Annotated in this window: 18 protein-coding genes; 9 read left to right on the top strand and 9 right to left on the bottom strand. The window is 66.1% G+C overall.

All coding sequences use genetic code 11. The features are described 5' to 3' along the window. Position 1: 1 nt before the first annotated feature. A complete protein-coding gene (sfnG, locus tag VL15_RS00565) occupies positions 2-1,105 on the top strand; it encodes a dimethylsulfone monooxygenase SfnG (protein ID WP_048242527.1) in 1,104 nt (367 codons plus the stop codon). 60 nt (positions 1,106-1,165) lie between these two features. On the opposite strand, the gene VL15_RS00560 is transcribed toward sfnG, so the two are convergent. Then, the gene (locus tag VL15_RS00560) at positions 1,166-1,813 is read right to left on the bottom strand and encodes a LysE family translocator (protein WP_048242526.1); all 648 of its coding nucleotides are present in this window, start codon (positions 1,811-1,813) and stop codon (positions 1,166-1,168) included. Between the two features lie 105 nt (positions 1,814-1,918). On the opposite strand from VL15_RS00560, the gene VL15_RS00555 reads away from it, so the two are divergent. Continuing rightward, complete coding sequence (locus VL15_RS00555) at positions 1,919-2,770, top strand: LysR substrate-binding domain-containing protein (RefSeq protein ID WP_048242525.1); 852 nt, start codon at positions 1,919-1,921, stop codon at positions 2,768-2,770. A 22-nt stretch (positions 2,771-2,792) separates the two neighbouring features. Here VL15_RS00555 and VL15_RS00550 read toward each other — a convergent pair whose 3' ends face one another. Further along, a complete protein-coding gene (locus VL15_RS00550) occupies positions 2,793-3,680 on the bottom strand; it encodes a LysR substrate-binding domain-containing protein (protein WP_048242524.1) in 888 nt (295 codons plus the stop codon). Between the two features lie 164 nt (positions 3,681-3,844). On the opposite strand from VL15_RS00550, the gene VL15_RS00545 reads away from it, so the two are divergent. Next, complete coding sequence (locus tag VL15_RS00545; RefSeq protein WP_048242523.1) at positions 3,845-6,892, top strand: FAD-binding and (Fe-S)-binding domain-containing protein; 3,048 nt, start codon at positions 3,845-3,847, stop codon at positions 6,890-6,892. 86 nt (positions 6,893-6,978) lie between these two features. Here the strand turns inward: VL15_RS00545 and VL15_RS00540 are convergent, their stop codons facing one another. The 3 genes from VL15_RS00540 to VL15_RS00530 form a co-directional block, all read right to left on the bottom strand. Further along, on the bottom strand, positions 6,979-7,281 hold the full coding sequence (locus tag VL15_RS00540; protein ID WP_048242522.1) for a hypothetical protein: 303 nt from the start codon (positions 7,279-7,281) through the stop codon (positions 6,979-6,981). A gap of 87 nt (positions 7,282-7,368) precedes the next feature. Beyond that, positions 7,369-8,523: a branched-chain amino acid ABC transporter substrate-binding protein gene (locus VL15_RS00535; protein ID WP_048242521.1), complete on the bottom strand. Its 1,155-nt coding sequence runs from the start codon at positions 8,521-8,523 to the stop codon at positions 7,369-7,371. A gap of 643 nt (positions 8,524-9,166) precedes the next feature. Beyond that, positions 9,167-10,066 (bottom strand): DMT family transporter, encoded by a 900-nt coding sequence (locus tag VL15_RS00530; RefSeq protein ID WP_048242520.1) that lies wholly within the window; start codon positions 10,064-10,066, stop codon positions 9,167-9,169. A gap of 57 nt (positions 10,067-10,123) precedes the next feature. Here VL15_RS00530 and VL15_RS00525 point away from each other — a divergent pair, with 57 nt between their 5' ends. The 4 genes from VL15_RS00525 (at position 10,124) to VL15_RS00510 (ending at position 13,186) form a co-directional block, all read left to right on the top strand. Next, positions 10,124-11,110 (top strand): LysR substrate-binding domain-containing protein, encoded by a 987-nt coding sequence (locus VL15_RS00525; RefSeq protein ID WP_048242519.1) that lies wholly within the window; start codon positions 10,124-10,126, stop codon positions 11,108-11,110. A gap of 157 nt (positions 11,111-11,267) precedes the next feature. Next, on the top strand, positions 11,268-11,939 hold the full coding sequence (locus VL15_RS00520; protein WP_048242518.1) for a hypothetical protein: 672 nt from the start codon (positions 11,268-11,270) through the stop codon (positions 11,937-11,939). Positions 11,940-11,999: 60 nt separating this feature from the next. Beyond that, positions 12,000-12,455: a hypothetical protein gene (locus tag VL15_RS00515; protein ID WP_048242517.1), complete on the top strand. Its 456-nt coding sequence runs from the start codon at positions 12,000-12,002 to the stop codon at positions 12,453-12,455. A 230-nt stretch (positions 12,456-12,685) separates the two neighbouring features. Beyond that, entirely contained in the window at positions 12,686-13,186 is a 501-nt protein-coding gene (locus VL15_RS00510) for a hypothetical protein (protein WP_048242586.1), read from the top strand. Positions 13,187-13,245: 59 nt separating this feature from the next. Here VL15_RS00510 and VL15_RS00505 read toward each other — a convergent pair whose 3' ends face one another. The 4 genes from VL15_RS00505 to VL15_RS00490 all read right to left on the bottom strand — a co-directional run bounded on the left by VL15_RS00505 (position 13,246) and on the right by VL15_RS00490 (position 17,477). Next, entirely contained in the window at positions 13,246-14,352 is a 1,107-nt protein-coding gene (locus VL15_RS00505) for an acyltransferase family protein (RefSeq protein ID WP_230684285.1), read from the bottom strand. A 206-nt stretch (positions 14,353-14,558) separates the two neighbouring features. Continuing rightward, entirely contained in the window at positions 14,559-15,206 is a 648-nt protein-coding gene (locus VL15_RS00500) for a glutathione S-transferase family protein (RefSeq protein ID WP_048242515.1), read from the bottom strand. Positions 15,207-15,310: 104 nt separating this feature from the next. Then, positions 15,311-16,483, bottom strand: a complete 1,173-nt coding sequence (locus VL15_RS00495; RefSeq protein WP_048242513.1) for a porin — start codon at positions 16,481-16,483, stop codon at positions 15,311-15,313. Between the two features lie 160 nt (positions 16,484-16,643). After that, on the bottom strand, positions 16,644-17,477 hold the full coding sequence (locus VL15_RS00490; RefSeq protein ID WP_048242511.1) for a helix-turn-helix transcriptional regulator: 834 nt from the start codon (positions 17,475-17,477) through the stop codon (positions 16,644-16,646). Between the two features lie 241 nt (positions 17,478-17,718). On the opposite strand from VL15_RS00490, the gene VL15_RS00485 reads away from it, so the two are divergent. Then, a complete protein-coding gene (locus VL15_RS00485) occupies positions 17,719-18,840 on the top strand; it encodes a polyamine ABC transporter substrate-binding protein (RefSeq protein WP_048242509.1) in 1,122 nt (373 codons plus the stop codon). 11 nt (positions 18,841-18,851) lie between these two features. Next, a partial coding sequence (locus tag VL15_RS00480; protein ID WP_048242508.1) for an ABC transporter ATP-binding protein occupies positions 18,852-19,278 on the top strand: 427 nt, incomplete at its 3' end.

The raw sequence follows: 19,278 nt of genomic DNA, 5'->3' as shown, positions 1-19,278 counted from the left end.
CATGAGCCTTACCGACTCTTCCGCCGACGGCGTCAAATTCGCCTACTGGGTACCGAACGTCAGCGGCGGCCTCGTCGTCAGCACGATCGAGCAGCGCACCGACTGGAGCCTCGAATACAACCAGCAGCTCGCGCGCACGGCCGAGGCGGCCGGCTTCGACTACGCGTTGAGCCAGATCCGCTTCACGGCCGGCTACGGCGCCGAATACCAGCACGAGTCGGTGTCGTTCAGCCAGGCGCTGCTGCACGCGACGACGAAGCTCAAGGTGTTGGCCGCGATCCTGCCGGGGCCGTGGCATCCGGCCGTGGTCGCGAAGCAGCTCGCGACGATCGACCATATTTCGAACGGGCGCATCGCGATCAACGTCGTGAGCGGCTGGTTCAAGGGCGAGTTCACCGCGATCGGCGAGCCGTGGCTCGAGCACGACGAACGCTATCGGCGCTCGAAGGAATTCATCCAGGCGCTGAAGGGCATCTGGACGCAGGACAACTTCACGTTCAAGGGCGACTTCTACCGCTTCAACGACTACACGCTGAGCCCGAAGCCGGTGCAGAAACCGCATCCGGAGATCTTCCAGGGCGGCAGCTCGCGCGCGGCGCGCGACAACGCGGCGAGCGTGTCGGACTGGTATTTCACGAACGGCAATACGCCGGAGAACCTGAAGGCGCAGATCGACGACATCCGCGCGAAGGCCGCCGCGAACAACCACCGCGTGCGGATCGGCGTCAACGCGTTCGTGATTGCACGCGACACCGAGGAAGAGGCGCGCGCCGTGCTCGACGACATCATCCGGCACGCGCACGTCGAGGCCGTGCATGCGTTCGGCGATGCGGTGAAGCAGGCCGGCAGCGCGTCGCCGGAGCGCGAGGGCAACTGGGCGAAATCGACGTTCGAGGATCTCGTGCAATACAACGACGGCTTCCGCACGAACCTGATCGGCACGCCGCAGCAGATTGCCGAACGGATCGTCGCGCTGAAGGCGATCGGCGTCGATCTCGTGCTCGCGGGGTTCCTGCATTTCATCGAGGAAGTCGAGTACTTCGGCCAGCGCGTGCTGCCGCTCGTGCGCGAACTCGAGGCGCAGCGGCAGGCGGTGGCGGCGTGATGGATGCGGGCCGACGCGCGGCGCGCGATTGCGTCGGCCCGTGCCGCGCCCGCGCGATACTTACGCCACGCCCGCCAGTTTCGATGCATCGACCACCATCTGCACGCCGAGACTGCCGAGGATGAGGCCCATCGCCCAGCGCTGCGCGAGCAGCAGCGTCGGGCGCCCGTGCAGGAACTTCGCGATGCTGCTCGAGCAGATCGCCACCAGCCCGTTTGCCGACATGAACGCGGCGATCAGCAGCGAACCGAGAAACAGCGACTGGCCGAACACGCTGCCGCTCCGGTAGTCGATGAACTGCGGCAGCAGCGACACGAACAGCATCGCGAGCTTCGGGTTCAGCACGCTGGTCGTCGCACCCATCGCGAGCAGGCGCAGCGGCTGTTCGTTCGGCAGTGCCTGCACCTCGAACGGCGAGCGGCCGCCGGGCCTGACCGCCTGCCACGCCAGATACAGCAGATAAACCGCACCTACCGCGCCCAGCACGCTGCCCGCATAGGGCACGCTCATGAACAGCGTCGTGATGCCGAACGCCGCGCCGAACATGTAGAACAGGTAACCGAGCATCACGCCGGCCAGCGAGATCAGCCCGGCCGTGCGTCCTTGCGCGATCGAGCGCGACATCACGTAGACCATGTTCGGCCCCGGCGTGACCGCGAGCATGCCGCCAATGACGAGAAATCCGTAGATCGATCCGGACGTATGCATGTTTCCGCTTCCTGCAACGAGTGCTGACGGGATTGATTGTCCGACCGTGGAGGGGAACAGTAAAACGGGATAAACTGAATCGATTGATCAGATTTTCTGAATACGATGAAAAAGCTCGACCTCGATGTGCTGGCGATGGTGGTGGCCGTGGCGGAGTCCGGATCGTTCGCGCAGGGCGCGCAGGCCGTGCACCGGTCGCCGTCGGCGGTGAGCATGCAGATCAAGGCGCTGGAAGACGCGCTCGGCAAGCCGCTCTTCATCCGCGATACGCGCAACGTGACGGCGACCGACGACGGCCGGATGCTCGCCGAATACGGCCGCCGGATGCTGGCGATGCGCGACGAGGCGTGGGCATCGGTCGTGCGCCCGGAGATCCGCGGCCGCGTGACGATCGGCGTGCCCGACGACTACATTTCGTCGCTGCTGCCGCAGGTGCTCGGCAAATTCGCCGCGATGCATCCGCGCGTGGAAGTGCGCGTGATCGGCCAGCCGAGCAGCGCGCTGGTGCCGATGCTGAAGGACAACACGGTCGACCTCGCGTGTCTCACGCGGATCAAGGGCGTGACCGGCGAGCTGATCCGGATGGAGCCGATCGTCTGGACCGGGTCGCCGAAACGGAACGTGTGGGAGGAGCGGCCGCTGCCGGTGGCGTTTTTCACGCACGGCGGCAGCATGGCGCGCGATCACGCGATCAAGGCGCTGAACCGGCAGAACATTCCGTTCCGGATGTCGTACGAAAGCCCGAGCTACCTCGGGCTGCTCAGCATGGTCGAGGCCGGGCTCGCGGTCGCGCCGCTGGCGCGCTGCTGCGTTCCGGAACACCTCGTCCAGCTTTCGGAGAGCCACGGGCTGCCGTCGCTGGGCGAACTCGAGGTCGTGCTCGCGCGCAGCGCGCAGTCCGCGCGGCCGCCGTGCGACTACCTCGCCGAGCAGATTCTCGGCGAATGGCGGACCTGACCGGCACGCTGCCGGCCGTACTTCAGCACGACTTCAGCAGCCATTCGCGGAACGCGACGAGCGACGGCAGCGTTTCGTTCCCCGGCGGGTAGACGAGGTAATAGCTGCGCTGGCTGGTAATCGCGTCGCCGATCGACACGAGCTCGTGGCGGCTCAGTTCGTCCTCCACCAGTACCTTCGGCACCAGCCCGATGCCCATTCCGGCGCGCACAGCCTGAATCAGGTGCGACGTCAGCTCGAAGCTCGGGCCGATGCGCATCTGGCGATGGTCGAGCCGATAGTGCGAGAACCATTCGGCCCACGCCTGCTGGTTGCTCGTCACGCCGAGCAGCGTCTGCTTCGCGGCCCAGGCCGGCGTGCGTGCGCCGGCCTTGCGGCTGCCCGCATCGGGGCTCGCGATCGCGATCAGGAACTCGTTGTACAGCCGATGCGCATGCAGGCCGGGCCAGTCGCCCGCGCCGACGGTAATGGCCGCGTCGAGGTCGTCGTTGAGGAAATCGATGCCGCCGATTCGTGAATGAAGGTGCACGGTCACGCCCGGATGCGCGGCGTAGAAGTCGTGCAGGTGCGGCAGCAGCCATTTCGAGCCGAACGTCGGCAACGTCGCGAGCCGCAGCGTGCCGGCGCCCGCCTGATGGGACATCGCCTGCAAGGTCGCGCCGCGGATGCGCCCGAGCGCGCCGCTCAGCTCGGCGAAATAGCGGCGCCCGACTTCCGTCAGCTTCACGGAGCGTCCTTCGCGCCGGAACAGCGGCACGCCGAGCTGATCCTCCAGCGTCTGGACCTGCCGGCTGATCGCGCTCTGGCTCAGCGACAGCTCCTCGGCCGCGCGTGTGTAGCTTTCGTGCCGCGCGGCTGCCTCGAACACGAGCAGCAGCGACATGGACGGGGTGAGGCGACGGTAATTCATGAGTTTTATGCAATATTCGCCGGGTGAGAATTCGTTTGTTTCTCGTGGAGATTCCAAAGATACTGGAATTCCCGGTCGCGTGGAAACTTGCTCAAAACTCATGTTTTGGCGCAGGCAAGCACACCGGTTCCACCCACGTTGCGACTTAGCCCCGCTTTTGCCCCATGTCGATCGCCCCGTTGCCCCGTCCCGCCAGCCCGCCCGCGAACGCGTACCGTGACTTTCTCGCCGCGCTGCAGGCCGCCGGATTCGCCGGGGAAATCCATGCGGACCATGCGAACCGGACGGTCCAGTCCACCGACAACTCGATCTACCAGCGCTTGCCGCAAGCGGTGATCTGTCCCGCGCATGCGGACGACGTCCGGCTGCTGGCCACGTTGCTCGCCGAGCCCGCGCATCGCGACGTCAAGGTAGCCGCGCGCGGCGGCGGCACGGGCACCAACGGGCAGTCGCTGACCGACGGCGTGGTGGTCGACCTGTCGCGCAACATGAACCGGATCCTTGAAATCGACGTCGAGCGGCGCTGGGTGCGCGTGCAGGCGGGCGTCGTCAAGGATCAGCTCAATGCCGCGCTGAAGCCGTACGGGCTGTTTTTCGCGCCGGAGCTGTCGACGTCGAACCGCGCGACCGTCGGCGGGATGATCAATACCGACGCGAGCGGGCAGGGCAGCTGCACGTACGGCAAGACGCGCGACCACGTGCTCGAGCTGGATTTCGTGCTGATGGGCGGCGAGCAACTGCACAGCGACGCGCTCGCGAACGACGAACTGGAGCGCCGGTGTGCGCGGCAGAACCGCATCGGCAAGGTCTACCGTACCGCGCGGCGCATCAGCGACGACAAGGCGGCGCTGATCGAAGCGAAGTTTCCGAAGCTCAACCGCTGCCTGACCGGTTATGACCTCGCGCACCTGCGCGAACCCGACGGCCGCTTCAACCTGAACAGCGTGCTGTGCGGCGCCGAAGGCTCGCTCGGCTTCGTCGTCGAGGCGAAGCTCAACGTGCTGCCGATCCCGAAGGTTTCGGTGCTGGTCAACGTGCGCTACGCCGGCTTCATGGACGCGCTGCGCGATGCGCGCGCGCTGATCGAGCACAAGCCGCTGTCGATCGAGACGGTCGACTCGAAGGTGCTGATGCTGGCGATGAAGGACTTCGTGTGGAGCAGCGTGGCCGAGTATTTTCCGCAGGACGACCGGCGGCCGACGCTCGGCATCAACCTGATCGAATTCAGCGGCGACGATGCGGAAGAAGTCGATGCGCGCGTGCATGCGTTCGTCGACCACCTGCGCACCGATACCAGCGTGGAGCGCCTGGGCCATACGCTCGCGGCCGGCGACGACGCGGTGAAGCGCGTGTATGCGATGCGCAAGCGCGCGGTCGGCCTGCTCGGCAACGTGCAGGGCGAGGCGCGTCCGCAGCCGTTCGTCGAGGACACCGCGGTGCCGCCCGAGAATCTCGCCGCGTACATCGCGGAATTTCGCGCGCTGCTCGACGGACACGGGCTGCAGTACGGGATGTTCGGCCACGTCGACGCGGGCGTGCTGCATGTGCGCCCGGCACTCGACATGAAGGACCCGCGGCAGGCCGCGCTGGTGCGGCCCGTGTCGGATGCGGTGGCCGAACTCACGCAGCGTCACGGCGGCTTGCTGTGGGGCGAGCACGGCAAGGGCGTGCGCTCCGAATATGCGCCGGCGTTTTTCGGCGAGCTGTATCCGTCGCTGCAGCAACTGAAGGCCGCGTTCGATCCGCACAACCAGTTCAACCCGGGCAAGATCGCGACGCCGCCGGATCACACGATGCGGCTGCTGAAGATCGACGAAGTGCCGACGCGCGGCGATCACGACCGGCAGATCGACGAGCGCGTGTGGCAGAGCTACGGCACCGCGATGCATTGCAACGGCAACGGCGCGTGCTACAACTTCGATCCGGACGACGCGATGTGCCCGTCGTGGAAGGCGACGCGCGAACGCGTGCACTCGCCGAAGGGGCGTGCGTCGCTGATGCGCGAATGGTTGCGCCTGCAAGGGCAGGCCGGCGTCGACGTCGTTGCGGCGGCGCGCGCGCGGCAGCCATTCCTGAGCGGCCTTGCCGCCCGCTGGCGCAACAGCCGCGCCGCGCGCAACGGTGACGCCGATTTCTCGCACGAGGTGTACGACGCAATGGCCGGGTGCCTCGCGTGCAAGTCGTGCGCCGGGCAGTGCCCGGTCAAGGTCAACGTGCCCGAGTTCCGGTCGCGTTTTCTCGAGCTGTATCACCAGCGCTACCTGCGGCCGCTGCGCGACTACCTGATCGGCTCGCTCGAATTCACGATGCCGTGGATGGCGCGGGTGCCCGCGCTGTACAACGGGCTGATGCGCGCGGGATGGGTGCGCACGCTGCTGGAGCGGCAGGTCGGCATGGTCGACAGCCCGCTGCTGAGCCGCTTCGATCTCGCGGCCGTGATGCGCCAATGGCGCGTGAAGCCGGCCGACCCGCACGCGCTCGCCGAGCTGAACGATGCGCAGCGCGCGCGCAGCGTCGTCATCGTGCAGGACACGTTCACGCGCTATTTCGAGACCGAGCAACTGGCGACGCTGATCGAGCTGGCGGCGCGCATGGGCTTCCAGGTGTGGCTCGCGCCGCTCGCGCCGAACGGCAAGGCGCTGCATGTGCAAGGCTTTCTGCGGGCGTTCGAGAAGGCGGCGATCCGCAACGCGACGCAACTGGCCGCGCTGGCGCGGTCGGGCGTCGCGCTGGTCGGCCTCGATCCGGCGATGACGCTCACGTACCGGCAGGAATACCTGAAGGTGACGGGGCTCAGCGATGTGCCGACGGTTGCGCTGCCGCAGGAATGGTTGCTGCAGGCGCTGCCGGAAGCGGTCGCGGACGGCACGTCCGGTGCATACCGGTTGCTGCCGCACTGTACCGAGAAGACCAATGCGCCGGACAGCGGCAAGCAATGGGCGCAGGTGTTCGCGCGTCGTGGGTTGCGTTTGCAGGTTCAGGCGACCGGATGCTGCGGGATGTCCGGCACCTATGGGCACGAGGCGCGCAACCTGGACACGTCGAAGACGATCTATGCGCAGTCGTGGGCCGCGCACGTCGCTGCGCCGGACGCGGAAGGCGAGGCGCTGGCGACCGGGTATTCATGTCGCAGCCAGGTGAAGCGCATGTCCGCTCGGCAGTTGCGCCATCCGTTGCAGGCGCTGCTCGACCACGTGCGGGCGGCGGGGTGACGATCGGGCGGCGCGCGTCGCGTTGCCCGTGAGGTGACATCGAATGTCGAGCGGCAAGCCGTGCCGCACTCGACGCATGCCGCGGCTCACGCGTCGGCTTTCGCGGTTTTCCTTGCACGCGGCTTGTCGGCCGCGGGAAACACGCCGACGCCGCGCGGCCGTTTCGGCTCGATCCGCATCTGCTTGATCACGCGCCGGAAGTCGATCTCGTGCGCGGCCAGCGTGCCGATCAGTTTCGCGATGACCGCGAGGTGGGAAGGGACGGTGCCCTTGCTGGAATAGTTCGTGATGGAGCTTTCGTTCATCCGGATCAGTCGGGCGAACTCTCGTGCGGTCAGCTGCGCCTTTCTCAACTCCTGCTGAAATTCGGTATACGCCATTGCACACATGTTGCTTCGTCTCCGTGATTCAGAAATCGGCCCGCGCGGCGCCGGCGCCGACGGGTGGCGTTCCCGTCGTGCCGGCGCCAGGGCGGGTTACATCTTGACCTGGTCGAGGAAGGTCTTCTTGCCGCTCTTGTAGCCGTAGATCGAGATGATCCCGTGCGTCAGGTCGCCCTTCGAATCGAAGGTCGTCGTGCCGATCACGCCGTCGTACTTCGTGCCCGGCATCGCCGCGAGGATCTTGGCCGGATCGGTCGAGTTCGCGCGTTTCATCGCATCGACCGCGATGTAGACCGCGTCGTACGCGAACGGCGCGTCGAACTTGATGCCCTGGTTGAAGCGCTTCTCGTACTTCGCGACGAACGCCGCGCCGCCCGGCATCTTCTCGAGCGCCGCGCCGGCTTGCGAGCACAGCACGTTGTCGGCCGCCGGGCCGGCCAGTTCGGCCAGCGAGTCGGTGCACACGCCGTCGCCGGACAGGATCTTCGCGCGCAGGCCGAGCTGCTTCGCCTGCTTCGCGAGCGGGCCGCCGGTGGCGTCCATGCCGCCGTACATGATCGCGTCGGGGTTCTCGCCCTTGATCTTCGTGAGAATCGCGCGGAAGTCGACCGCCTTGTCGTTGGTCGCGTCGTGCGACAGCACCTTCAGGCCGAGTGCTTTCGCCTTCTTCTCGAACTCGTTCGCGAGGCCCTGGCCGTAGGCGGTCGAATCGTCGACCACCGCCACGCTCTTCACGCCCTTCGCCTGCGCATAACTCGCGAGCGCCGGGCCTTGCTGCGCGTCGGTTGCCACCACGCGGTAGGTCGTCTTGAAGCCTTGCTGCGTGTAGGTCGGGTTCGTGGCCGACGGCGAAATCTGCACGATGCCCGCATCGCTGTAGATCTTCGACGCCGGGATCGACGTGCCCGAGTTCAGGTGGCCGATGACGGCGACGACCTTGTCGTCGACGAGTTTCTGCGCGACCTGCGTGGCCTGGCGCGGGTCGGCCGCGTCATCCTGCGCGTCGAGTTGCAGCGTGATCTTCTTGCCGCCGATCGTGAGCCCCTTCGCATTGATTTCCTCGACCGCGAGGCGCGCGCCGTTCTCGTTGTCCTTGCCGAGGTGCGAGATGCCGCCCGTCGTCGGTTCGACGCTGCCGATCTTCACGACCTGGTCGGCCATCGCGGTCGATGCGGCCGCAAACGCGGCGGCAGCCAGTGCGACGGTGATCAGGGGTTTGCAGCGCATGCCGACAGTGCTTCGTTCCATCTGCCATCTCCGAATTGAATGATCTTTCTATTGACGTCTCGACCGGCCGACGGCGAGGTCGGGGCGATCGGACGAGTCTCCATACCCATCATGGGCTTCGCTTGCATGGCATCCGGCGGTGTGACAGGCCGCCCGCGCGAGCGGGTGGGTGGACCCACGCCTGACGCCACGCAATTCGTATGAATATATCCGAAGCTGATTTTGCGCGCTGCGGCGAATTGCGTAGTGGGGCCGGCGCGGTGCGGGTCAGCGCCCGAATTTCGACGATTCCCGAGGCCCGAAATCGTGCGCCGCAGCGAGTCGAAGGCTGCAGTTCGCTGTCGATGGCCTTACGTCCGCATCCATTATTCGGCCGGTCGCCGGGGCGAAGCCATGCACACTGACGTGCGGTCAATCGGGAACTGTTCGGTCGATTTGTCTGCACAGTTTGGACGTTCGCGGTTGCGCACTCGGATTCATCGAAAAGCTTCATCGAGCGCGATCTCCCTTAGATGCAACTAACGGTCAAGTCCGGCAGCGCCTGCGAATTGGCGTGGATCGAAAGCCCGCATAATTCGTTCGGTTTCGCAGAGATCGGGGCGCTTATGGACCAATCCGCTTCCGGATCATCGGGCCGGCATGGCCGCCCGAAACAACCGCGATCCTAAGAACGCCCGCGCAATGCGACGAATATCACGCCTGCAATCGCCAGCAGGCCGCCGCACGCCGTCTCGATGCCCGGGCGCTCGCCCGTCAGCACCATCGACAAGAGCGTCGCGACCGCCGGCGTCAGATAGAGGAAGTTGGCGGCGCGCGCCGCCCCGAAGTAGCCGAGTGCGAAGGTCCAGGTTGCGTAACCTAGCGCGGCGGGAAACACGCCGAGCACCAGGACCGCCAGCGTCGTGTCGCGCGACGCGCCGCCGAGCGACACGAGTGCGCCGGGCAGCCACGGCGTGAGCAGCAGCGCGCCGGCCAGCAGCGTGTAGGCGGCGCAGGGCAGCGCGCCGTACACGGGAATCAGCCGCCGCTGCAACACGAAATAGCTGGCCGAACACAGGGCCGCGCAGAGTATCAGCGTGCTCCCGGAGCCGAGCACCAGGCCGCCCGGCTGCCCGTGCGCGATCACAGCGATGCCGGCAAGGCTGACCAGCGAACCGAACCATCCCCACCGGTTGAAGCGCTCGCGCAGAAACACGGCGGCCAGCAGCGCCGTGAAGATCGGCAACGTGTTGACGATGAAACTCGCCGCGCCGGGCGACACGGTTTGCTCACCGGTATTGAGCAGCGCGTTGTAGAGTGCGATGCCGAGAAAGCCGCACGCGACGAAGCGCAACGCGTCGCGCTTCGCCGGCAGGGGAGGCCGCCGCCACGCGAGCCATGCGATCACGAGCACGGCCGCGGTCGCGAAGCGCGCCGCCGCGAGTTGCAGCGGGGCCAGCCCATGCAGGCCGATCCGGATGAACGGGAATGCGGAAGCCCACGAGACGATCGTGAAAGCCACCGCGCCTGCCGCGACCAGCGGTTGACGCACGCCGCGCGACGAAGCCGAGGAAAGAGTATTCATGCGGCAATGGTGCGACGTGGCAAGATGCTAAGCTAGCGCACAGATCAACACCCGGATATGAATATGGCTCACAGCTCGTTTCCGCAGCGGGCTGACGGTCCGGTGCTTGAGCGTCGGGTGGCGGAGGCGCTGCCCGACGGTTTGCCGACGTCGGGCCCGCGGCCGCCGCTCGCGAGCCTGGAGACGGTCTGCACGGTGGCGCGTCAGGGGTCGTTTCTGGCGGCCGCCGATGTTTCCGGCGTGACGCACGGCGCAATCAGCCGGCGGGTGGCCGCCGTTGAAAACTGGCTGGGCATGGCGCTGTTCGAACGTCATGCACGCGGCGTGCGCCTGACGCCGGACGGGCAGCGCTTCGTCGGCCGGATCGAGCAGGCGTTCGCGATCATCGACAGTGCGGCCGATCAGTGGCGCTCGCCGCGTACGCCGCGACTGGTCCGGATGAGCGTGGTGCCGGCATTCGCGCAGCTCTGGCTGTTCGAGCGGCAGGGCGCGCTCGAGAGCGAAGCGCCCGCGTTGCGCATCGATCTCCATATCGATCTGCGCAACGTGGATATCGCCGGCGGCGAAGCGGATCTGTCGGTTCGGTACGGGCGCGGCAACTGGCGTCAGCTCGAAACCAGCGCGTTCATGCCGGAGCGGCTTTATCCGGTCGCGCATCCGCGGCTCGCCGCGCAACTGGCCAGGGAGCGGCGGCGGCACGGCGATGCCGCGCTGCTCGATATACCGCTCCTGCACGATTCCGACGTGACCGGATGGCGCACCTGGTTCGAGGCGCTGGGCATTCCGTTCAAGTCGCGTGCGCAGGATCGCCGGTTCGAGGATTACAACCTGGTGCTGGCGGCAGCCGAAGCAGGGCTCGGCGTGGCGCTGGCGCGGACGCCGCTCGCGGATGCGTACTTGAAGCGCAGCGCGCTCGTCCGGGTGAGCCGTCATGAGGTCGATTCGTTGCTCCGGTATCACTTCGTGCATGCGAAGGGGGAGAATCGGCCGGAGGTGCTCGCGTTGATGGAGCGCATGCGAGCGGCATTACGGGAAGAGGGCTAGATGGCGCGGTCGTGGCGACCTGTCACGAAGGGCCGTCTGGAGTTTGTGTACGTCTTTATAAGGTCGCTGACAATGCGGCCGCCGAAATCGGTGAGGTTGGAGAGATGAACGAGAATCGAGAATTTTTGCAGCCGTTCGGATGCAAGGTAGGTCAACGATGAACAGACCAGACAACAAGTCGTCGAAAGCGCGTGCGGCGCTGGATCAACTGTTTTCGGGCATTGCGCCCGCGGACGCGAAGAGCGCATCGCGTCCGGGCAATCCGTTCGAAGTGTCGGAAGACGAGGGGTCCGTTGGTCCCGGCGGTCGCGGCCGCGTTGAATGCACGCTGTCGACGAGAATCCAGCTGCGCGGCTATCCGGGTGCGGACGCGTTCATGAAACGCATGGCCGAAGCGTGGGGTCTGGAGTGGGGGACGTACGACAGCGTTCGAGCCGTGGCGACGCTGCCTGTCGGATGGCGCTCGCGCCGGCTTCCGGAAGTCACGCAGATCGTCGACGGACACGATGTGCTGCGCGCGGAGAGCAGCCTGCAGGGCGGCGAGATGTCGTACCTGAAAGTGCATCCGCGCTACTACATCGACGCACGCAAGGGGTTCGGCTGGGGCAAGTCGTCGAAGGCATCCGACGATCCGGATCTGGACGGCCCCGACTGGAACTGCTTCGTGATCGATCGCGAAAAATCGATCGAAGTGCACGAACTGACGACGTCGTCGTTGAAAGCCGACATGGACAATGCGCGCGCGACGTTGCTGAAATGGCTCGACGAGCACTATCCCAACCATCGCGATCCTTTCGCGTATTGGACGGACTGCGAACGGGCGTCGTAACGCTCGGTCGCGCACGTACTCGGCTTCGATGCATCCGCTGCTCGCCAGGGTGGACGACAATTGAAACAAAACAGTCCGGTCCCGATTCTGTGGGCAGCGTTTGGCGCGGCGGTCGGATCGACCCTCATCGAATTGCTGCTCTGGTCGATCGTCGGCGATGACGCGATTCGGAACCTGTTTCGCGACGCGCGCCTCACGGCAGCCATCGTAATGGGGCGGCGCATGCTCGGCGCGTCCACCGGTTTCGACCCGCTGGTGATGGGTGTCGCGTCAATCGTGCATGCCGCGCTGTCGCTGGTCTGTGCGGCCGTGCTGGCGAAGGTGATCCGCAGCCTGTCGCTCGGGCCCGCGCTGCTCGCGGGCGGTGTGTTCGGGCTCGTCCTGTACGGCGTCAACCTGTATGCCTTCACCGCGATTTTCCCCTGGTTCGTGCCGGTTCGCGGCGCGATCACGCTGGTGGCTCATCTGGTTTTCGGGATCACGGCGGCGGGCATCTACCGCGTTGTCAGACGCTGAATCGGACGCCTGATTCGGCCGCGATTGCCGAGGGTTCCAGCCGTTGCCATTCTCACCCCGACCCCTGGAATATCCGGGGGTGCTGCATCGTCTAAGCATCAGGAGACCCGATACGAAGCGGCGAGCCGTTCGCGCCGCGCGATGAATCTTGCGCAAGCAATTCGATGCGCCGGGCGCCGCGAGCGACGCCATGGAGCAAGTGGTCGGGGGCAACCATGCAGGAGCCGATCATGTGCAACGTGTTTCGAGCCGGGATAGGGATCGTCTGTCTCGGTTTTTCCGCGTCCGTCCTTGCGCAAATGTATGACGATCAGCCGGACTACGGCACCACCTGCCGTGCGGTGGTCGCGCAAGCGAACATCGACGGCACGGAGCAGCAAATCGTGGGGCGTGCATGCCTGCAAAGCGATGGCACGTGGCAGATCGTGCAAAGCGATGACGGCAGCGTGCTGTGGTACCCGGCTGCTGCCTATCCGTATGCCGACCCGTGGTATTGGGGGCCGCCGCTTTTCATTGGCGCGGGCGTGAGCTTCGTGTTCGTCGATCGTTTCCGTCATTTCCACCACTTCGATCACGTCGATCACTTCAATTCGATGGGGCATCGCCGCTTCGGCATGCCGGTGGGCGCAGGTTTTCATCATGGTCCGTTCCCGGTTGGCGCGAGTCACGGGTTCGGCGGAACGCATCCGTTCGGTGGAATGAGCGGGGCCGGCGGAATGCGACGGCATTGAGGCTGGCGTTTCCGGTGGGTTCGCGCGTCCTCCTGCGCAGGCGTCGGGAATGCGTGCCTTTACAGGATCGACGCGAGCCTTGTCGATCGAAGCAGGAGGCCGGCGATCAGATAACACGCGACGCAAGCGACGCAGCCGGTCCCCGCGAACTTCAGGAACGGGGCCGCGGGCACGTTTCTCCACGCGAGGGCGGTTGCCACGAGCACGGGCGGATGGATGATGTAGATGGTGTACGCGCGTCGTGACAGTGGCTGCCATACGCCCGTCAGTCGATCGAAGCGTCGCTGAAAAAATCGTGCGAGAAACAGTATCGTTCCCCACGCGACCAGCGGTTCCCAAAACGCGTAGACCACCGCCTGCGGACGGCCGCGTAGTTCGGGAACGTGATTCGCGAGCAGGTAGGCAACCGGCAACACAGGTAGCGCCAGCAGCGCGACGCGCCACCACCGGCCGACCTGTCGTGCCGGCAGATGCTCGATCCATTGCACGCGGGCTGTCCGGATACCGGCGGCGTACAGCACGACATAGCTGGCGAAGTACCCGAGTTGCAGCCCCCATACGTTGACACCTATCGGCCATCGGGACCGCAACGCGAGTGCCGCGCACCCCGTCAGCAACGCCGCGACAGCCAGCGTTCTGTCGGACGGGAAGGGTTGCCGGACGGTTCGGTCCGTGTCGCGCTTTGCGATGCGCGCGAATGCGATGCGCCAGAGCGCGGCCGCCGCGCTGAAAATCAGCAACGCTTCGGCGAACCACATCGGACCGTTCTCGAACCTGCCGTTCCGCCACAGGTGAAGCAACGTATCGGCAAACGGGTGGCCCGTGCCCGACCGGGACAGTGCGATCGTCGCGGGGCCGATCAGAAAACCGTACACCAGCAAAGGCAGGCCGAGCCTGAGCAACCGGTCCGCCATGAAACGGACGGCGCCCTTGCGATCGATGGAACCTGACGTGTAGTAGCCCGCCATGAAAAAGAACAGGCCCATGAAGAACGCCTGGTTGATCGCACAGAAGAGCGTCAGCAGCGCGGATTCCACGGCCGGGCTCGCCGGCACCTCGTGGTAGTACCATCCGCCGAGCGCGCCGTACGTGATCGCGCAGTGGTGAAAGACCACCAGCAGCGTCAGGCAGGCCCGCAATGCGTCCAGCCCGGCGTTTCGATGCACGGCAACCGCGTTGTCCGGCTCGAACGCGAGGTCGGCCGGAACGTCTTGAGCGCTCATCACATAGCCTGCGTGGTTGGTCAGCGATGGCCCGTACCGCGACGAGCAGCGTCGCGGCGATGCGTGTGCATCCGGCGGGCGTACCGGTCGGAAAAATACGCCGTTGTTCTTACAACCTTCCAACAAGCGGTTTCGCCGCCGGCACGCGCCTAGTAATCGAGCCGGCCGCGCAGGTCGTCGAACGGAATCATCACGTGCGTGCGGAACGCGGGCCGCGCCTTCAGTCGTTCGTACCACGCTTCCACATGCGGCACGTGCGGCCGCGCGATATCGAGTTCGAAGTAGCGATACAGATGCGTGCCGGCCGCGATGTCGGCGAGCGTGATCGTGTCTCCCGCGAGAAACGGCTGCCCGGCCAGCACCGCATCGAGCGTCTGGAAATGCCGCGCGCACTGCGCGATGCTCTGCTCGACGCGCGCCGGGTCGCGCCGCTCGGGCGGCGTCCGGTAGAAGCCCCAGAACACGCCGGTCAGGAACGCCGGCTGCAGCGTGGTTTGCGACCAGTCCATCCAGCGGTCGGCGCGCGACTGTTCGGCGGGATCGTCGCGCCAGAAGCCGGGACGTCCGTAACGCGCGGCGAGGTAGCGCAGGATGCTGTGCGATTCCCAGACGACCGTGCCGTTGTCGTCGATCACGGGCACCCGCCCGTGCGGGTTCATCGCGAGAAAGGCGGGCGTGTCGAGCTCGCCGAACTGCCCGCCGGCCGGCACGTGACGATGCTCGAGCGCGAGCTCGTCGACGAGCCACATCACCTTCTGGACGTTGAACGAATTGCGGCGCCCCCATACGGTCAGCATGCCGGCCTCCTTGCGTCGGGTGGAACGGGAATGCGGACAGTGTAAACGCCGCAGGCGCGCACCGCGGTGCGCGCCTGCCGGGCTTGAGTTGTACAACGACGCGATCAGAACTTGTGGCGAATCCCGACGATCGCGAGTTCCTGCGTATCGGTGCCGGCGTTCACGCCGTACGAGCCGACCGACGCGGCGGCCTTGACGGTCGCGCCGCTTGCGTTGAGCGTGTTGCCGCTCGCCTTCTGATAGCCGAACAGCGCGTACAGGTCGGTGCGCTTCGACAGCGCGTAGTCCGCGCCGAGGTTGACCTGGTTGTAGTGCGCGGAAGCCGGGCCCGTCAGCGACGTGTAGTTGTAGCCGACGCCCGCGCGCAGCGCCGGCGAGAACTGCCAGTTGAAGAACGCCGAGCCGTTGTTGAACTTCGCGTTCTGGCTGAACGCCGACAGCGTGTCCGCGCCGTACTGCGTGTTCGAATACGCGAGGCCGAAGGTCGCCGGCCCGGCCACGTACTGGCCGGCGACGCGCACGATCTGGATCGACTTCGCGCTCGAGAAGCCCTGGTTGATCACGGTGTTGAACAGTGTGTCCGAGCTGCTCGACCACGTGCGCACGCCATTGGCGACCGTCGAGCCGCCGTTCGCGTAGAAGAAGCCGGCGCCGAGCGACAGCGGGCCGTTCGCATAGCTCGCGCCGACGCTGTACGTGCGGCCGTTGCCGGTGGCGCCCGCGACGCCGCCGAAGCCGTACAGTGCGGCGAACTGGAAGCCCGAGATCAGCGGGCTCGTGTATTTCACCGAGTTGCTGACGCGCAGGCTGTTGTCGTAGTTGTCGAGATCGCCGGGCGTCGCGAACACGCCGCCGAAGTAGTTGTCCTGCGTGAGACCCTGCACGAGATCGACGACCGGGTCGTACTGGCGGCCGAGCGTCACGGTGCCGTATGTGCTGCTCGCGAGGCCGACGACCGCCTTGCGGCCGAATTCGCGCTGGCCCTGGCCGAGCGCGCCGGTGCCGATGTTGAAGCCGTTCTCGAGCTGGAACAGCGCGGACAGGCCGCTGCCGAGATCCTCGATGCCGCGCAGCCCCCAGCGGCTGCCCGACAGGTTGCCGCTGCTGAACTTGACGAGGCTCGACGCGTTGCCGCCGCTCGCGTTCTGCGCGTTGTGCACGTACGCGATGCCCGCGTCGGCGATGCCATACAGCGTGACGCTGCTTTGCGCGTGCGCGCCGGTGGCGTAGAGCGCGGCCGGCAGCGCGAGCAGTGCGAATGACCGGATTCGTTTCATTGTTGGATTCCCCCGTTGGTCGATAGGTCTGACGAGTCGGTGAACGATACGGACAGCGCATCGTCGAGGGAACCAATAAATTGTCGGATCGTTATGAGGCGGCGCGGAGATGGATGCGCACGCAACGAGCAGGCGGTCGGTAGCCCGCTGCGCGAGGAATCTACGCGTCGTGCCGCCGCGACGCATTTTTCAGCACGAGCGTCATCAGTTGCCGGCGCGAATCGACGCCGAGCTTCGCGAATGCGCGCTTCGCGTACGTGTCGATGGTGGACGTCTTGAGCCCCATCGCTTGCGCGATCGCGGCCGACGTCATGCCCTGGATGAACGACGCGCATACGTGCATTTCGCGCGCGGTCAGCCGTTCCTGCCATTCCGGCAGCCATTGCGCGACGAGATCGAGATCGAGCTCGTCGCGCGGCACGTCGTCCGCGCAGATCGCGCCGAGCAGGCGCTTGTGCGCGGACGCCATCGGCAGCACGACCTGCGACAGCTGCTTCAGCAGGCTCAGTTCCTTCAGCGAAAACGGCGGCAGCCGCCGCGAGCGCGCGATCGAGATCGAGTAGCGCGTGCCGCCCGTCACGCCGGCGATCACGCATTCGTCGTGAATGTCGCCGGCGTCGAAGAACAGATGCCGGAGCTCGCTCGCGACGCGCTGCGCGGATACCTGCAGCAGTTGCACGTCGCTTTCGGTTTCGATCGCCGCGTACGTCGCGTCGTCGCTCGCGTAGCTGCGGTAGTAGTGGCGCATCACTTGCGCGACCAGCTCGGGCTCGCGGCCGAAGCTGCCGATCCAGCCGACGCTGCGCCGGCCCGACGACGGGCCGCGGTCGTAGTCGAGATGCACCGCGTCGAAGTCGACGTAGCGCACGAGGGTGTCGTAGACGGTGCGCATGAACTGCGGCGTCCCGACGGTTTGCGCGATGTCGCCCAGCGTTTCGGTCACGAATGCGACGTGGCTCAGCGGGAGATCGGGGGCGGGAAGCGCAGCGCTCATGGCGTCGTGTTTCGAAGATTTCAGGTGGCGCTACAGGTATCACGAATATTTTCGACTGCCTACGCGGGAATCTACCCAACCGGCCCCGATCGGCGTTGCCGTTTGTCCCGGTTTTCGGGACTGACGGTGCGCGCCGCGATCTCTACATTGACCCTTGTGCTGAACACCGCTCGACGGCGTTGACGCGAGTCCGGACCCGGACCGGGCGCAACGGCCGATCCCCATCACAAGGAGACTCCCCATGCGTATCCGTATCCGTCGTCATCCGGCCTTGCGTGCCGCGCTCGTCACGTCGGCCGGGCTCGCCCTCGCGGCCAGCTTGTCCGCGCGGGCGGGCGACACCAACCTGAACGTGTACAACTGGTCGGAGTACGTCGCCAAGGACACGGTGCCGAACTTCGAGAAGCAGTCGGGCATCAAGGTCCGCTACGACAGTTACGACAGCGACGATACGCTGCAGACCAAGCTGCTCGCCGGCAGCTCGGGCTACGACATCGTCGTGCCGACGTCGAACTATCTCGCGCAGCAGATCCAGGCCGGCGTGTACCAGAAGCTCGACAAGTCGAAGCTGCCGAATCTCGCGAACCTCGACCCGGTGCTGATGAAGATGATCGCGAAGGCCGACCCGGGCAACCAGTACGGCGTGCCGTGGGCGTGGGGCACGACGGGTATCGGCTACAACGTCGAGGCGGTCAGGAAGCGGCTCGGCGACAACGCGCCGACCGACAGCTGGGCATTGCTGTTCGACCCGGCGAACGCGGCGAAGCTGAAGGGCTGCGGGATCTCGCTGCTCGATGCGCCGGACGCCGCGTTCGCGGCGGCGCTGCAGTACATGGGCAAGGATCCCGAGAGCAAGAACCCGGCCGACTACCAGGCGGCCTACGACGTGCTGAAGAAGATCCGCCCGTACGTGACGCAGTTCAGCTCGGCCGGTTATGCGGACGATCTCGCGAACAACGACGTCTGCGTCGTGCTCGGCTGGTCGGGCGACGTCAGCATCGCGCGGCGGCGCACGCTGGACGCGAAGCGGTCGTACGAGATCCGCTACGTGAATCCGAAGGAAGGCGGCCTGCTGTGGTTCGACGTGATGGCGATTCCGAAGGATGCGCCGCATCCGGAAGCCGCGCTGAAGTGGATCAACTACATCGAGGAGCCGAAGACCAACGCGGCGATCACGAACGAGATCTTCTATCCGACCGCCAACAAGGCCGCGCGCGCATTCGTGACGCCGGCGATCGTGCAGGACCCGAGCGTCTACCTGTCCGACAGCACGATTGCGAAGACGTCGCTCGCGATGCCGAGAAGCGCCGATATCGCGCGGATGCAGAACCGTCTGTGGCTGCAACTGAAGTCGGGCGGTTGAGGGCGACGACGATGATCCATACGCTCCCCGCCGCGCCGGCCGCGGCCGGCGCACGCCACGACGCCTTCGTGCGCATCGAGAACGTCGTGAAGAAATTCGGCGACAGCACGGCCGTCGACTGCGTGAACCTGACGATCGCGAAAAACGAGCTGTTCGCGCTGCTCGGCAGCTCGGGCTGCGGCAAGTCCACGCTGCTGCGCATGCTCGCCGGGCTGGAGACGGCCACCTCCGGCAAGATCTTCGTCGACGGCGAGGACCTCGCATCGCTGCCGCCGTACCGCCGCCCCGTGAACATGATGTTCCAGTCGTACGCGCTGTTCCCGCACATGACGGTCGAATCGAACGTCGCGTTCGGCCTGAAGCAGGAAGGCACGCCGAAGAACGAGATCAAGGAGCGCGTGGCCGACGCGCTTGCGCTCGTGCAGATGAGCAAGTACG

It is taken from the genome of Burkholderia cepacia (genome assembly GCF_001039005.1).
In the GTDB taxonomy this organism is placed as follows: domain Bacteria; phylum Pseudomonadota; class Gammaproteobacteria; order Burkholderiales; family Burkholderiaceae; genus Burkholderia; species Burkholderia theae.
Note: the sequence above shows the minus strand (reverse complement) of the source record. Positions and strands in the feature narration are given on the sequence as shown.

Bases quoted from the DNA above. Each gene is read 5' to 3' on its own strand.
- sfnG (WP_048242527.1), top strand. From the start codon at position 2: ATGAGCCTTACCGACTCTTCCGCCGACGGCGTCAAATTCGCCTACTGG.
- VL15_RS00560 (WP_048242526.1), bottom strand. From the start codon at position 1,813: ATGCATACGTCCGGATCGATCTACGGATTTCTCGTCATTGGCGGCATG.
- VL15_RS00555 (WP_048242525.1), top strand. From the start codon at position 1,919: ATGAAAAAGCTCGACCTCGATGTGCTGGCGATGGTGGTGGCCGTGGCG.
- VL15_RS00550 (WP_048242524.1), bottom strand. From the start codon at position 3,680: ATGAATTACCGTCGCCTCACCCCGTCCATGTCGCTGCTGCTCGTGTTC.
- VL15_RS00545 (WP_048242523.1), top strand. From the start codon at position 3,845: ATGTCGATCGCCCCGTTGCCCCGTCCCGCCAGCCCGCCCGCGAACGCG.
- VL15_RS00540 (WP_048242522.1), bottom strand. From the start codon at position 7,281: ATGTGTGCAATGGCGTATACCGAATTTCAGCAGGAGTTGAGAAAGGCG.
- VL15_RS00535 (WP_048242521.1), bottom strand. From the start codon at position 8,523: ATGGAACGAAGCACTGTCGGCATGCGCTGCAAACCCCTGATCACCGTC.
- VL15_RS00530 (WP_048242520.1), bottom strand. From the start codon at position 10,066: ATGAATACTCTTTCCTCGGCTTCGTCGCGCGGCGTGCGTCAACCGCTG.
- VL15_RS00525 (WP_048242519.1), top strand. From the start codon at position 10,124: ATGAATATGGCTCACAGCTCGTTTCCGCAGCGGGCTGACGGTCCGGTG.
- VL15_RS00520 (WP_048242518.1), top strand. From the start codon at position 11,268: ATGAACAGACCAGACAACAAGTCGTCGAAAGCGCGTGCGGCGCTGGAT.
- VL15_RS00510 (WP_048242586.1), top strand. From the start codon at position 12,686: ATGTGCAACGTGTTTCGAGCCGGGATAGGGATCGTCTGTCTCGGTTTT.
- VL15_RS00500 (WP_048242515.1), bottom strand. From the start codon at position 15,206: ATGCTGACCGTATGGGGGCGCCGCAATTCGTTCAACGTCCAGAAGGTG.
- VL15_RS00495 (WP_048242513.1), bottom strand. From the start codon at position 16,483: ATGAAACGAATCCGGTCATTCGCACTGCTCGCGCTGCCGGCCGCGCTC.
- VL15_RS00490 (WP_048242511.1), bottom strand. From the start codon at position 17,477: ATGAGCGCTGCGCTTCCCGCCCCCGATCTCCCGCTGAGCCACGTCGCA.
- VL15_RS00485 (WP_048242509.1), top strand. From the start codon at position 17,719: ATGCGTATCCGTATCCGTCGTCATCCGGCCTTGCGTGCCGCGCTCGTC.